The 14,140-nt window shown below is 48.1% G+C and carries 12 protein-coding genes and 1 other RNA gene; 1 reads left to right on the plus strand and 12 read right to left on the minus strand.

All coding sequences use genetic code 11. The features are described from left to right. Positions 1-7: 7 nt before the first annotated feature. The 4 genes from EV209_RS06755 to EV209_RS06770 form a co-directional block, all read right to left on the minus strand. Entirely contained in the window at positions 8-2,338 is a 2,331-nt protein-coding gene (locus EV209_RS06755) for an ABC transporter permease (protein ID WP_243647529.1), read from the minus strand. A 136-nt stretch (positions 2,339-2,474) separates the two neighbouring features. Then, complete coding sequence (gene rlmH, locus EV209_RS06760; protein ID WP_130434402.1) at positions 2,475-2,954, minus strand: 23S rRNA (pseudouridine(1915)-N(3))-methyltransferase RlmH; 480 nt, start codon at positions 2,952-2,954, stop codon at positions 2,475-2,477. 162 nt (positions 2,955-3,116) lie between these two features. Continuing rightward, complete coding sequence (gene gltA, locus EV209_RS06765; protein ID WP_130434404.1) at positions 3,117-4,502, minus strand: NADPH-dependent glutamate synthase; 1,386 nt, start codon at positions 4,500-4,502, stop codon at positions 3,117-3,119. Further along, positions 4,502-5,392 (minus strand): sulfide/dihydroorotate dehydrogenase-like FAD/NAD-binding protein, encoded by an 891-nt coding sequence (locus EV209_RS06770; protein ID WP_130434406.1) that lies wholly within the window; start codon positions 5,390-5,392, stop codon positions 4,502-4,504. Before EV209_RS06770 ends, gltA begins: the two co-directional genes overlap by 1 nt. A 200-nt stretch (positions 5,393-5,592) precedes the next feature. Here EV209_RS06770 and ssrA point away from each other — a divergent pair. Continuing rightward, positions 5,593-5,940: a transfer-messenger RNA gene (gene ssrA / locus EV209_RS06775) on the plus strand. Positions 5,941-5,983: 43 nt separating this feature from the next. Here the strand turns inward: ssrA and EV209_RS06780 are convergent. The 8 genes from EV209_RS06780 to EV209_RS06815 all read right to left on the minus strand — a co-directional run bounded on the left by EV209_RS06780 (position 5,984) and on the right by EV209_RS06815 (position 14,133). Next, positions 5,984-6,451 carry a signal peptidase I gene (locus EV209_RS06780; protein ID WP_130434408.1) on the minus strand — a complete coding sequence of 156 codons (468 nt, stop codon included), beginning with the start codon at positions 6,449-6,451 and terminating at the stop codon, positions 5,984-5,986. Continuing rightward, positions 6,445-6,981: a hypothetical protein gene (locus tag EV209_RS06785; RefSeq protein WP_130434410.1), complete on the minus strand. Its 537-nt coding sequence runs from the start codon at positions 6,979-6,981 to the stop codon at positions 6,445-6,447. Before EV209_RS06785 ends, EV209_RS06780 begins: the two co-directional genes overlap by 7 nt. After that, on the minus strand, positions 6,978-7,661 hold the full coding sequence (locus tag EV209_RS06790; protein WP_130434412.1) for a hypothetical protein: 684 nt from the start codon (positions 7,659-7,661) through the stop codon (positions 6,978-6,980). Before EV209_RS06790 ends, EV209_RS06785 begins: the two co-directional genes overlap by 4 nt. Continuing rightward, entirely contained in the window at positions 7,642-8,817 is a 1,176-nt protein-coding gene (locus EV209_RS06795; protein ID WP_130434414.1) for a hypothetical protein, read from the minus strand. The genes EV209_RS06790 and EV209_RS06795 overlap by 20 nt, the downstream gene beginning before the upstream one ends. A gap of 50 nt (positions 8,818-8,867) precedes the next feature. Next, on the minus strand, positions 8,868-9,626 hold the full coding sequence (locus EV209_RS06800; RefSeq protein WP_130434416.1) for a SipW-dependent-type signal peptide-containing protein: 759 nt from the start codon (positions 9,624-9,626) through the stop codon (positions 8,868-8,870). Positions 9,627-9,646: 20 nt separating this feature from the next. Further along, positions 9,647-10,282 carry a sortase domain-containing protein gene (locus EV209_RS06805; protein WP_165388845.1) on the minus strand — a complete coding sequence of 212 codons (636 nt, stop codon included), beginning with the start codon at positions 10,280-10,282 and terminating at the stop codon, positions 9,647-9,649. Beyond that, positions 10,279-12,567, minus strand: coding sequence for an MSCRAMM family protein (locus EV209_RS06810; protein ID WP_130434420.1), 2,289 nt, complete (start codon positions 12,565-12,567; stop codon positions 10,279-10,281). The genes EV209_RS06805 and EV209_RS06810 overlap by 4 nt, the downstream gene beginning before the upstream one ends. A 333-nt stretch (positions 12,568-12,900) precedes the next feature. Then, positions 12,901-14,133: an aminopeptidase gene (locus EV209_RS06815; protein WP_130434422.1), complete on the minus strand. Its 1,233-nt coding sequence runs from the start codon at positions 14,131-14,133 to the stop codon at positions 12,901-12,903. Positions 14,134-14,140: the final 7 nt, after the last annotated feature.

Raw genomic sequence — 14,140 nt, forward strand, 5'->3', positions numbered from 1 at the left:
TTTCCTCCTACTCCATGTTGTTCATTTCATGAATATGAATCTTTTTAATATTCCAGGCTGCCATTACAGTAGCGGCCGTGATTCCGGCGATCAGTATGCCAGGATAGAGGCCATAGACCATCCATGGCACTACCTGAATATCCAGTTCCGCACCCATAATGGCGAAAACAGGTTTTAAAACAAAGTGATTGCTCAAAAGCGACAGCGGGATTGCCGCAACCATGGATGCCAGCGCAGCGCAGAGTATGCGGATTACCTGCCATAACCGTATGGTGCTGTGCTTGAAGCCAATGCTTTTCATCATTGCAATCTCTCCTTTTTCCCTGGCAATAAAGAGCCGTTCCATCAAAAAAGTAATCAGCATAATTACGCCGCATAATATTCCTGTCATTGGCAGCATAAGGTCTTCCAGAGATTCCTGCAGGCCTCCCACATTTTTGTCCACAATTTCCTGTGCCTCAACCCATTCATATTCAGGAAGCTTTTGATTCAGCTCTTCCGCCAGTTCCTTCTGGGTTTTATCAGTCTCCATATCTACCTGAATACACCAATAGTCAAACATCGTTTCTCCCTGCAAATCAATTTCAGGATTCATTCTCGCGCTTGACCCGATCTGCATATAGTCTGAAAATTTTCCGGTTATGATCATACGCTTATTCTGGCCGCCGATCTTCGCATCTACATAATCCCCGATTTCCCAGTGGTTTTTTTCCATAAGGTTTTTTGAAAAAGCGATTTCATTTTCCAGTTCCGGCGCAGTACCTTCCTGATAAGTCAAACAATTTTTATCCGCTCCCAAAAATTGTGTGACCATAATATTCTGTTTCTCATTTTCTTCTGCTTCTTCAAACCACAGGAAATAAATAGAAACGCCGGTCAATGTAGCATTATATCCCTGCTCTGCAAGTTCCCGTTCCACTCTTTCCATACCCTCAGTCAAATCTGCGCTGTTGCTGTACCTTTCATCTCCATCCAGTTCAATTCTGCTGATAAACACAGCGCTCTCAGGGTCCAGGGAAAACTTCAGCGCCATTTCATCGCTCCGCATGGTATTCAGCGTATTCAGTGGGATTGTGATCAAGATAAAACTGATGCTGAAAGTGATCATCAGCATGATATACCTCTTTACATTGCTGAACATATCATTCATTCCAAGAAAACATGGAACAGGCAGCATGCTTCTCCGATACAGACGTATCCCGGCCCTTCTTTTATATCGTTTTCCTGTGTTTCCTCCCCGAATCGCTGCAATCGCGGATATTTTACGGAGCCTTCTGGTACAAAAGTAGCAGAACAGCATTACAAAAGTAATAATTAAAGCTGTGCTGAATATATTCACCCACAAATTCGCGCTGCTTTTTTCCATAATCATATTTTTACTGACACTGGAAATCATGGCCTGACCGATTGGTATGCTGGCGGCCATCCCCAGAACTGCTCCGGATACAACCAAAAACAGATATTTTAAGAGATATATTTTCTGGATTCCAAAATTCCGGATTCCTATAGCCTTCATAATTCCTATTTCACGATAATCTTCTTCCAATGTAAATACCAGTGTGAACCTGAGAACCAGAAGGGCAATTAAGATCAGACAGATCCCGGTAGTGACCAGAAGTCCTGCCAGAATCATATCAAACATATATATCATCTTATAGGTGTCTATGGTAACTGTGCTTGCCAGCGTCTGAAAACCCTGCCTGTTCATTTCTTTTGTAAAGGCTTCCTCATCGGATGTGTTCACATAATATAGTCCAAAAATTTCTGCTTTTTCATCGCCGGAAATTTCCCTGTAATCTTCCGGGTTTATAATCAGACGTTTCATTCCAACCATATCGCTCCCAAATGCCGCATCTTTTGCGATACAGGCAAGGGAAAAGGTACGCTCTGTATCACCCGCCTTTACTCTCACAGAATCACCAGTCTTTAAATTGTTATGCTCGGTTAAAGAGCGGGGAAGAGCGATTTGTCCTGGATTCAGGGTAAAAGGATCTCCATTTTCATCAAATACTTTACAGTAACTGGCATCTGTGGTTCCAAGGTACATGGTATTTCCGCTTGGGTCTGTAATGGAAATATCTTTGTCCAGTATGCTGATCAGCGTATTATAATCGTAATCCTCCACATCAGGCGCCTCTTGGTCCAGCCAGGCGCTGATTTTTCCCTTTTCACTGATTGAAAATGTTACAAGATTCACGTCAGGAATATTCGCATAGTCCATGTAATAGTCTACCGCCGAGCTTACCACCAGAATATTGTTGATACTGCTGGCCAAAAAAACAGAAGCCAAAAACATAAACAGAAACAGAATAACATTGACGCTTTTTCTTCGCTTCATGTCTTTTTTTAAAATTCGTATCATCATGTTGTCTTCCTTCCCATATTTGATAGGGTAAGTATAACGGATAAATTATGAAAAAGTCCTTAAAAAATGCCTGCGCAGAAAAATTCTTTTCCGCACAGGCTTCCGCTCTTTACTTATGATATGGTTCATGATTCAAAATACGATATGCTCTGTAAATCTGTTCCATCAGAATTACCCGCATCATTTGATGCGGGAATGTCATCCTGGAAAAGCTGAGGGCAAAATTACTGCGGTTTTTCACTTCCTCAGACAGACCCAGAGAGCCGCCGATCACAAAAGTCAAATGGGACTTACCCTGCACAGCCCAGCCGCCCAGTTTTTCCGCCAGTTCTTCCGAGGCCAGCATCTTTCCCTCAATCTCCAGGGTGATGACGAACGCGTCTTCCTGAATTTTTTCCATCATCCGGCAGCCCTCTTTATCCATAATCTGCCTGCACTGTCCCGGAGATGCTCCGTCCGGCGTTTTTTCATCCGCAACTTCCAGAATCTCCATTTTGCAGTATCTGCTCAGACGTTTTTCGTATTCCCTCAAGGCGTCCAGCCAATATTTTTCTTTACATTTCCCTACTGCTAATACTGTTATTCTCATCAAATCTCCATTTAACCCACAGCATCTCCACAAGCCGCAATATATCTCATCTTTCCGACAGATGCCCTTTATAATTACTCTTATCCGTCAGCAAATCCATTCTCAGAATAAGACAGGAGGCCATATGCTGGCCCCCTGCCCAATGAAGAAAATTCAATAATATTACTTGTTGGATAAATAATCGTCGATTCCCTTTGCGCCGGCTTTTCCTGCCTCCATCGCCAGAATTACCGTCGCAGCGCCTGTCACGGCGTCGCCGCCGGCATACACGCCTTCTTTGGTGGTCTGTCCGTTGGATTCTTCTGCCACGATGCATTTCCACTTATTGATTTCAAGCCCTTCTGTAGTAGAAGAAATCAGAGGATTGGGAGAAGTTCCAAGGGACATGATCACTGTATCCACATCCATAGTGAATTCAGAATCAGGTTTTTCAACCGGACGCCTTCTGCCGGAAGCATCAGGCTCGCCCAGTTCCATTTCCACGCATACCATTCCCTTTACCCAGCCGTTGTCATCCACCAGGATTTCCTTGGGATTGGTCAGCAGGTTGAAAATAATGCCTTCTTCTTTCGCGTGATGTACTTCTTCCACCCGGGCAGGCAGCTCGGATTCACTTCTTCTGTAAACGATATGTGTCTCGGCTCCCAGTCTCAGCGCTGTTCTGGCTGCGTCCATTGCCACATTGCCGCCGCCTACCACAGCCACTTTCTTTCCGGCCACGATCGGCGTATCATAATCATCACGGAAAGCCTTCATCAGGTTGTTTCTGGTCAGGTACTCGTTGGCGGAGAACACGCCGTTGGCGTTTTCTCCCGGAATTCCCATAAACTTGGGCAGTCCGGCGCCGGAACCGATGAACACCGCATCAAAACCTTCATCGGAAAGCAGCTGGTCAACTGTGATGGATTTGCCGATCACAACATTGCATTCCAGCTTAACGCCCAGCTTCTTTACATTCTCAATCTCAGGCAGCACCACGTCCTCTTTGGGCAGACGGAACTCGGGAATACCATACATCAGTACGCCGCCGGGTTCATGCAGGGCCTCGAAAATTGTCACATCATAACCCATTTTTGCCAGGTCTCCGGCACAGGTCAGGCCTGCAGGGCCGGAACCAATTACAGCTACCTTTTTCCCATTGGGTTCACCGGCCTGCGCGGGATCCACATGATTTTCACGCGCCCAGTCAGCCACAAAGCGCTCCAGCTTGCCGATGGAAACCGGCTCGCCTTTGATTCCGCGGATACATTTTCCTTCGCACTGGCTTTCCTGGGGGCATACACGGCCGCAGATTGCAGGCAGAGCGGAAGACAGGCCAATAATCTTAGCAGCTTCTTCAACATTGCCCTCCTGCACCTGTTTGATGAAATCGGGAATATGTATTGCTACGGGACAGCCTTTTACACATTGTGCATTTTTACACTTCAGACAGCGGCTGGCTTCTGCCTGCGCCTCTTCCATATTATATCCCAGGCAAACCTCGTCAAAATTTGTGGCGCGCACCTTGGGGTCCTGTTCACGAACAGGTACTTTTTTCATCATATCCATTATTCTTCACCTCCGCAATGTCCGCAGCCGCCATGATGAGTCTTACCCTCACGCAGCTTCAGGATTGCTCTGCCTTCCTCTGTCCTGTACATCTGCTGACGCTTCATGGCTTCATCGAAATTCACCAGATGGCCGTCAAACTCAGGTCCGTCCACACATGCAAATTTCACTTCATCACCAACCGTAAGCCGGCAGGCTCCGCACATCCCTGTGCCGTCCACCATGATCGGGTTCATGCTGACGATTGTGGGAATACCCAGCTCTTTTGTCATCAGGCATACAAACTTCATCATAATCATGGGGCCAATTGCCACACAGCGGTCATATTTTTTGCCCTGGTTCTGTACAAGATCCTTTATCACATCAGTTACCATGCCTTTACGCACATAACTGCCGTCGTCTGTAGTCACATAGAGATTGCCTGCCGCTGCACGCATCTCCTCTTCCAAAATCAGCATATCCTTCGTCTTGGATCCTACAATTACATCCACATCAATACCGTGTTCACGCATCCACTTCACCTGGGGATAAACAGGGGCTGCGCCAACGCCTCCGGCAACAAATAAAATCTTCTGATTTTTTAACTCTTCCAGATCCTCATGTACAAATTCTGATTCACAGCCCAAAGGACCTGTAAAGTCCTCAAAGACATCTCCTGCCTGAAGCTCAGCCATACGTTCCGTGGAAGCCCCGACAATCTGGAACACGATGGTAATGGTTCCCTTTTCTCTGTCGTAGTCGCAGATCGTCAGCGGAATTCTTTCCCCTTTATCGTCTATCTTAGAAATGATGAACTGTCCGGGTTCGCAATATCTGGCGATCCTCGGCGCTTCCACGTCCATCAGATAGATTTTGTCCGCAAGCTTCTCTGCTTTTAAAATCTTGTACATGGATATGTACCTCCTCTGCAATATGATTATTTCTATTCTAATGCAAACATCTTCATATTTCAACTCTTTTTGATAAATTTCTATCAAATAATTTTGATTTTATGCAAGTCCCCTGTGCGCATTATTCTATACCATCCTTGACAATCCACTAAATTTGTGTTATAAGTAGAATACACGTTTGCATACCAGCATCAACATCAGGGGTTGTACTGGTTTCGACGGGGGTTTTGAAATTGAGACAGCCATTCGCAGTCCGGAACTGCGTTAAAAGCCGGAAACTAAAATAAACGCAAACGATAATAAGTTAGCAATCGCTGCCTAATGGCAGCTGTCGGACCTGGATCTCTCGCCGTCCAGCCATCCGGCATCAAAGCAGGTGAGGCACCTTGCAGCTTAAGCTTTGCGGCTGTAAGAGATTGATGAAGCTACTGAAGGTAAAAGCCTGTGCCCGGCGTTTACCGGAGGGAATGTCAAAAGAGTCACTGTAATGGGAGAGATCTCAATGGACGGGCTTTCGGACAGGGGTTCGATTCCCCTCAGCTCCATTGGAACACGCAAATCCGAACTTGGAAACAAGTTCGGATTTGCGCGTTATAATGGTTTATCATATCCAAACACCGGTAAAAGGAATCTGAATCCGGACCAGACAGCCAAAATGAACAGCAGCGCAGGGCCTCCCCTTTTTATGGCCAATGATAAGTACCCTGCCCTGGGAATCACTGTCTCTATCCGTCCGATGATGTCTGTTTCAAATGTTTTTCCCGTATCCTGAATTTGATTTCCGTCGCCCTTGGTTTCAATATATCTTTTGTTCTGATCCACCTGTACAATTCTATGGGTCACTGTAACGCCGCCTTCCTTACAGAAGGTTACAATATCCCCTTTTTTCAGCAAACGAAAAGGCACAGGTTTCGAGATCACCAGGCTGCCTGCCGGACAAGCCGGTTCCATGCTGGAGGACATCACAGCAAATGCCCTCCAGCCGCACACAAAGTTTGCCAGACAAAAGCAGACCGCCGTCCAGAACAGCACAGAGAAAATTTTTCTGATCTTCACCATTGTTTCCGGAAACCATCCTCACTCACATCTTCCACTGCCCCTTCATAACCGAAAAGATCTTTTGATTCACTGTATACAATCAAGTCAAAGGAATCCAGCAAATCTTCCGGGACATCGTTCCTGATCACGATCTGATCAAACAGCGGCTCTGTATATTCTCCTGCCTGTAAAATTTTTTTATAGTAATAATACCCATCTGCCCCCTGGCTCCATTCCTCAGAAACAGTAACAGGCTCGCAGCAGCTCTCCATGGCGCTATCGGAAAACTCCGCTCTCATCCTCACAAAAACCGGAATGTTTCCCTTGTTTTTCACTGCAGGGCTTTTCATGATCTTCTGTCCCGGCGTCAGCTTCTCCGGTTCCGTAAAGGACTCTTCAATTTCGATCACATCTTCCGGAAGGAGGAACCGGTTCACCGCTTCCTGTCTGGAGATCAGATAAGCAGAGGTTTTGCCTGTCAATACCAAAGCGGACGCAAGCAAACTGAGGGCTGCTGCCCTTTTTAGATACCATACCTTCCTTCTCTTCACCCGGACACCTCCTCAAAACCAGATTGATTCAAAAATTCCTGATAAGCTGTTTCCATCTGTTCCTTAACCGTTCCTTCCGGGCCATTCAGATATTCAGACTGTATGGCAAAAGCCTGCACCCGGATCTCCTGAATCTCTTTTCCCGGCAGTTCCCCTTCCAGAACATCAGCATAATATATGTTTTTAAAAAGCGGGGAGGAAAACTCTCCTTCCTTCAGCACTGCGGCTGTATATGCGTATAAACAGCTATGCGTCTCAGGTCCGGTTTTTTCCCGGATCAGTTCCCAGCCATCCTCTGTCTGGTATCCAAACAGATCCGTATCCTCCGGCCCGGTAAAAGTCTTTCCGTCCGCTGAAACCAGCCGCACCTTTCTTCGGGGAACGTTTACCTGCAGATATACATAGGCGTCCGCCCCCTTCTCATGCGCTACAATGGGATTTTTCAATACTGCGCTCCCCGGCAGAATTCCAACTCCGCTGTCAGGAATTCCGTCCCCGTCTCCATCCGGCAGAGCGTCCCAGTCCGGCTCTTTCAGACTGATCTCCAGCTCACTAAAGGATATGGTATTGATTTTTGTCTCCTCATCTGACAAATAAGAAATCGTAATTCCTCCCGCCAGCCCCGCCGCAACGGCGGCCAGGCCGAATCCGGCCAGATATTTATTCTTCCATTTTTTCATTCCTCCGTACCCCCTTTCGCGCCGCGCCGTTCAGTAAAAAAAGGACGAGCGCAGACAGGACGCAGCAGCAGCCTGACAAGTACAGCAGCGTCTTGTTTCCCGGTTCAGCTCCCAGGTTGGGCGCTGTAATGGATTCTTCCCCTCTTATGGCGGTCCATCGCCAATCAATTCTGCCCAAAAGCTCCTGATACCTGTTATCCATTTCCGGCGATACAGTAAGCGCTGCTTGTATGGTCTTTTCTTCTCCGGCCACAAACTCCCCCAGCAAAATATCATTCCGCATTGTATTGGGTTTTCCTGACTGTTCCTCTGGATTTCCGTCTGCCGGGCCTTTATATATTACCTCTCCGTTTTCATCAGTCAGCAGCAGTGTACAATATTCCCGGATCAGTTTTTTTACCAGTTCTCTGTTTTCTTCCTCCTGTTCTGTTGTCAGCGCGGATAAATAAATCCCGGTTTTTTCTCCGGATCTGTTGATAATACGTATATTCTGGCTTCGATGTTCTCCGGGAAGCAAATCCTTAAATTTCCGAAAAAGATCCCTGTTCTCAGAAGCAGCATAAAACCCTTGTTCAAAATCCATGAATTCCACTGCAGCAATATTCTCAGGGCGCGTCTGTTCGATCTTTTCGATTCCCAGCTCTCCGGCAGTTTTATCCCAGATGCTGATTCCGTCTCCCTCGGCCTGAACACATTCCATGGAGATTCTGACCTCACCCGATGCTCCCGCGTATTCATTTCCTGCCAGGTGTGATAAACTGAAGGACTCCATTAAAGGTTCTTCCGTTTTTTCTCCGGCTTTCAAAATCCGGTTGTAATAATGCCATCCATCTTCTTCTGTCCAGCAGTTGGAATTATAGACAACATCGATCATTTCAGGATTCAGCGACAGATCTTCAAAGTATTTTTCTGCCCTCAGCCTTACCAGCATATCCGAAGTCCCAGTATTGCGCACATTCACAATTTTAGATACCACGCTCCCCGGATACAGTTCCTTTTCCGAATAAATTTCTTCTATTCTGCCCTGGAGGCTGCCTGTGGCAATAACATTCCTTGAAATAGTACTAACTGTCTGAGAAGCAAAAACGCTCCCTGAAACCAGCACCGCTGCTCCGCACAGCATTATCGCCGCACGCCTCTTATATTTGCCGTTCATACATTTCCCCCTCTCATGGGGCCGGTTCTAATTAAACCTGCCGATCCGGATCAATTCTGCCTGTCCATACGTTTTGTCTGTTCCGCATCCAGCAGAGACCAGGCCGCATCCTGATCGGATACATTCTCGCTCTGCACAGCCTGGGCAGTCAGCTTCAGCTGAAAACCATTTCCTTTTTCTGTGACCAGTATGTTGCCAAGGCCGTCTGTCGTATAGGAGTCTCCTCCCAATACCGCCAGGTCCTCATTATCAAAATCTTTAGGGACAGCGATCCGGTTAAAAATTGCCGCCGTTTCTCCTTTGCTGAATATTCCATCGTCTCCGGTGAAATTAAAATACAATGTCCCGCCGTCTGCTCCTGCTGCATTCAAATCTGCTCTGAAAGCAGGATTCACCATAGGAAGCTCTTTGATCTCCTCCCCGGAATATGCCTTTCCCTCCTGAAGCGCTGATCCTTCCGAATCATACCGCAATAAAAACTTAATTTTTTCCAGCCGGACGGGATCTGTGATTTTTTCCCCTGTTCCGTCCAGAATTTCAACCTTAACCCGCATGTAGCTGTCCCCGTCCAGAGCCGTCACCACCGGATCTTTAACGGTTGTATCCCCCGGCTGTTTCCAAACGCCGTCATCTGGCTCCTCCCAGGACGGTTCGTCCAGGCTGATGTCCACTTTTCCAATCGTAAATGTATTGATCTTCTGATCAAAGTCAGTCAGATATGCCAGCGTGCCTCCCGCCAGTCCCGCCGCTAAGAGGCAGACCGCTGCTGCCGCTCTTTTCTTTCCTTTTTTATCCCATAATTTTCTCATCCTTATTTCCTCCAATGGTTTTATTCATCTCTCAGCTTCACAATTTTCCGCAGCGTTCCCCGTACCGCAAGATAAGTTCCGGCGTTGCTCCCATCCGGGTTTCTCGCGCAGGTGAGCAGCCAGCTCTCTGATTCAGGCAGAATCGGCCGTACCAGCCGTTCAACTGCTTCTTGTCTATTCCACACTGATATGGATTCTACCTGAAAACACCATTGCTCTTCTCTGTTTGTCAAAAAGAACTGATCCCCTATGCAAATCTGCGCCAACCCTCCAAGACCTCCGGGATATCCGGGATAGTTATGACCGTAGATCACAATCCCCCGCTTTCCCAGTTCCATATCCTGATCTGCTGCAGCAAGTTTCCATAGGTCCAGCCATCGCATGATTTCTTCCTGCGTTCCCCTGTAAACTCCCTGGAAAATCCCCAGAGCAGGAATCTCCAGAACACAGTTCATCTCCTCTTCAATCAGAGTATCTTCTTCTGTTTTTTCCTTCTCCTGCAGGTAATCTTCTGCAAGAACACTTTCTTCGGCAATCCGTCTGAGGATATCGCTTTTTTGCTCCTGTTCTTTTTCATTCAATCTCCATTCCCATTGACAGACAGCTGCGCTGCATACCAAAACCGCTGTCCATATCGCAGTCTGTACCCTCTTCACTGCATTCGGCCGGGAAAATGGTTGATGACCAGGTCTGTGTGGCTTGTCTTTCCCTGATATATTTTTTCATTATATACTGCTGCATGTCCGAAATCATGTTCTGTCAGGTCAAAGGTACAGCTGTTTTCAGATACATTTCCATTCACCACATCCTCAAAAACCCTCAGCTGGTACCGATAAGTATCCCCCTCCGTCAGCGTATACTTCCCTGCCGGAAGATTGCCGAAAATTACCTTTTTTTCTGTATACTCTGCCGACTGCTCTACATCTTCCGGGAGGAATTCCACTGCGCGGTAATAGGTATGTTCCTTCCCGCTCACGTCTGTTCCTTCCAGGCAGATGAGAAATACCGGATTGCCGTGGGCAAATACAATATCCCCGGTTCTGATTCTCTTTGTTACCGTAAGCTGACGAATCGCAGGCATGTTCGTCCGCTCCAGGGACCTCTCCAACACAGCAGAACCACTGCTATCTCCAGGCAGCTCTATACGTTCTGTTTCGGAATCCAGCGCATAGCCTGGCGGCGCTTTCTCCTCCCTCAGATAATATGTACCGGGACTCAGTGTAGCTGAATATGTACCGTCCCCATAATCTTCCATCTCGTATGCAAAAGCTTTACATTCTACGTCATAATACAGACGGAATTCTGCGCCCGAAAGCGGCTTTCCGCTGGCACTATCTTTTTTTCTGAGCTGAAGAAGGAAAATCTGCTGTTTATTGGTCCTGTAAACACGGCGGGCCACAGTTTCCTCTCCTGTGCTATTCCCGGTCAGATTCAGCTTTGATATTTTCTCATCCCGCGCGTAGCTGACAGGAGGCTTATCCTCTTTTAAATAATACGTTCCCTGAACAATGCTTCCGGTGGTATAGACTCCCTTCCCCTCATCTCTCAGCGTACAAAACCGCTGTGTACAGGCTTCATCCGTATATAATCCAAAAACCGCTCCGGAAAGAGGCGCCCTCGTATCTTCATCTGATTTTTCCAGGATCAGGCAAACCTTCTGCCTCTGATCCTGCGCATGCAGTTCTGTTGTCTTTCCCTCCATAATCTCCACTTCATAAACCGCAGGGTTGACTGCATATCCTGCCGGAGGAGAAATTTCTTTAACGTAGTATCTGCCCTCCGTCAGCCCCTTTAAATCTGCGGACCCGGTCCCTGCCATTGTTTCCGCCCGGAATGCCAGCTGTGTACAACTCCGGTCACTGTATATCCCGTAAACAGCGCCGCCTAACGGTTCTCCCGTATCCGCGTCGGTTTTCATCAGCTTCAGATCTCCTTCAAGGCTGGGGGTCTTTCCTTTCGCTGAGGATACCGGCCCTTTCTGAGAAACCGATGAAAGGACGCCGGCCCATTGCTTTCCGGAATTGCCCGGCCGGAAAAAATGAAAGTTTGCCCTGCTGCGTTCCGTCTGTCCTTCCGCATACGCCGAAATCTCTCTGGAACGGTTTTCTTCCGCCGGAAATCTGACGGTGATTCGAAACTCCCCGTTTCCCTGCTCCAGCTGCAGAACACCATTCTCGGCCACGGCGTTGTTGCCGTTCACCTGAAGCTTTGCGCCATCAGGAAGGCCCTGAAACATGATTCTGCACCCTTCCAGATACAAGGCCCGCAGATGAAAGGCCATGACAAAATCGTTTCCTGATTTTTCTGTTCCTGCAAATTCAACCAGGACTTCAGGAGATGGCGCTTCTTTGCCGTCCAGGCCTGCCTGGATCAGCTGATTCAGCTGGTCCAGCGCATCCACGCCGGCTACCCGGTCCGTCAGGCCTCCGGTACGGATCTGATCCGTGGTCCAGCCTCCGCTGCCCGGCTGCTTTAACTCATCCATCACCATCCAGACAGCCATCTGTGCATTCTGTCTGGTGCATTGCCACGGAATTCCTTTGCTTTCCCAATAGGGCTGGAATAAAAGGCTGCTTTCCAGGATTCTCTGGACTGCCTCCACCGCTTCCTTGCTGAAGGTATCATACAGCATACTGCCGCTCTCAGTCCCCAGTTCCGAATAGGCTCCTCCTTCACAGGGCGCGCCCGCCCCTTCCTGCAGGCACAGGGAAGTCCTTCCGTCTTCGGTCCTGAACCAGGCAGTGCCCAGGGAAGTCCCGTCAGGAAGGCTCAGATAATTTTCATAGAGCCCCTGGGCAAGCTGTTCTGCCTGATGTACTTCCGGGAAAGTTACTTCTTCTTCTGATGCATAGGCCAAGCTTTGGCAGAGCAGACCAAGGAAACATGCTCCTGCCGCAAGCCAGCCCGACGCGCGGCGGCGTTTCCATTTTCTTTTTTGCATATAATTCCCCCTTTGTCATGAATCAAAACAGATTCTGTTAATGGTGATTGGCGCCCGAATCGGGCAGCGAGCGCGTAGCGCTGTGAAAAGTGTGAAACTCAAGAAATGTATGGTTACTATAGCACCTTTTTTTCTGTTTTGCAAGCTCTTTTTTTCTGCGTTATCCCCGGTATTATCAGGATTAGTTGAGTATATTTGAAGGTAAAAATCATAGAACTTCAATTATCGAAAACCCAATAGAAAAAGGCCGGAATTCATCAGGATAATTGATTTTATCCATCAAAATTCCGGCCTTTCTATCCGCCAAAAAAAATTTATTTCACATTAAAGCGATTACAGCGCCCAATTCCCATTGCGGAATACCGGCACCTCTTTTCCATCCTTTGTTATACCGGTAACGGACAGATCTCTGGTCCCTATCATAAAATCCACGTGGTTCATGGAAAGGTTTCCGCCCCGCTCTTTCAGATCTTCTTCCTCCAGCTCTGCGCCTCCCTCCAGATTGGTAGGGTAGCAGGCGCCCAGCGCGAAATGGCAGGAAGCGTTCTCATCAAACAGCGTATTGTAAAACAGAATTCCCTGTTCCGCCACAGGGGAGGGATAAGGAACCAGCGCCGCCTCGCCCAGATGCCTGGCGCCCTCATCCATATCCAGCATGTGCTGCAGCACCTCCTGGCCTTCTTCTGCAGTAAACTCTTCCACCCTGCCGTTTTTAAACACCAGCGTGAAATTCCTGATCAAATTTCCCTGATAGCTCAGAGGCAGGGCGCTGACCAGACGGCCTTCTGCCTTCAGGCGGTGAGGCATGGTGAACACTTCCTCAGTAGGCATATTAGCGAAATATGAAATGCCATTGGGTGAAGTATCCGCACCGCCTTCCCAGCGGTGATTTTCCGGAAGCCCCACGGTGAAATCTGTACCCAGGCTGTTTTCATAGTGCAGAGAAACGAATTGATATTCATTCAGCAGCCTGCATTTTTCTCCCAGCAGCCTGCCATGCTCCTCCCAGCGTGCCACCACGTCTCCCTCTCCGATGCGCAGCGCATGAAAAATCGCCTCCCAGAGTTTTTCCATCCGCTCTTCTTTCGGACTGTCGGGGAATACCTTAGCAGCCCAGGCTTCTGAAGGCACCGCCGCCACATTCCACTTGAACTCGCTGCGCAGCATCATATCATAATACTCTTTATTGGCCTTTTCAGAGGCTTTGCCGGCTGCCGCCATCTTACTCTGATCCACCCCTTTAAAAGCTTCCGGGTCCGTACCGGTGATGGAGATAAACGCAGCATGCTCTCTGGCATACATGAGCTGGGAATCCACCCTCCACTGCGGAAAGGTTTCAAATACCTCCATTGGCGCGTATTCATAGCGAAGGCGGGCGATTTGGTCATCGCTCCAATGTACGATCACTTCTCTGGCGCCGGCCTTATAGAGCTCTTTTACGATCAATCTGACAAAATCCTTGCTCTCCACCGGGCAGCGCAGCACCACGTCCTGCCCTTCTTCCACGTTTACGCCGCAGCGGGCGATCAGCCTGGCGTATTGTTCTAATTTTTCTTCAAATGTCATTTTTTCC

It is taken from the genome of Cuneatibacter caecimuris, from assembly GCF_004216775.1.
Taxonomy (GTDB): domain Bacteria; phylum Bacillota; class Clostridia; order Lachnospirales; family Lachnospiraceae; genus Cuneatibacter; species Cuneatibacter caecimuris.

Coding starts and splice junctions, on each gene's coding strand:
- EV209_RS06755 (WP_243647529.1), bottom strand. CDS start 2,338: ATGAAGCGAAGAAAAAGCGTCAATGTTATTCTGTTTCTGTTTATGTTT.
- rlmH (WP_130434402.1), bottom strand. CDS start 2,954: ATGAGAATAACAGTATTAGCAGTAGGGAAATGTAAAGAAAAATATTGG.
- gltA (WP_130434404.1), bottom strand. CDS start 4,502: ATGGATATGATGAAAAAAGTACCTGTTCGTGAACAGGACCCCAAGGTG.
- EV209_RS06770 (WP_130434406.1), bottom strand. CDS start 5,392: ATGTACAAGATTTTAAAAGCAGAGAAGCTTGCGGACAAAATCTATCTG.
- EV209_RS06780 (WP_130434408.1), bottom strand. CDS start 6,451: ATGGTGAAGATCAGAAAAATTTTCTCTGTGCTGTTCTGGACGGCGGTC.
- EV209_RS06790 (WP_130434412.1), bottom strand. CDS start 7,661: ATGAAAAAATGGAAGAATAAATATCTGGCCGGATTCGGCCTGGCCGCC.
- EV209_RS06795 (WP_130434414.1), bottom strand. CDS start 8,817: ATGAACGGCAAATATAAGAGGCGTGCGGCGATAATGCTGTGCGGAGCA.
- EV209_RS06800 (WP_130434416.1), bottom strand. CDS start 9,626: ATGAGAAAATTATGGGATAAAAAAGGAAAGAAAAGAGCGGCAGCAGCG.
- EV209_RS06810 (WP_130434420.1), bottom strand. CDS start 12,567: ATGCAAAAAAGAAAATGGAAACGCCGCCGCGCGTCGGGCTGGCTTGCG.
- EV209_RS06815 (WP_130434422.1), bottom strand. CDS start 14,133: ATGACATTTGAAGAAAAATTAGAACAATACGCCAGGCTGATCGCCCGC.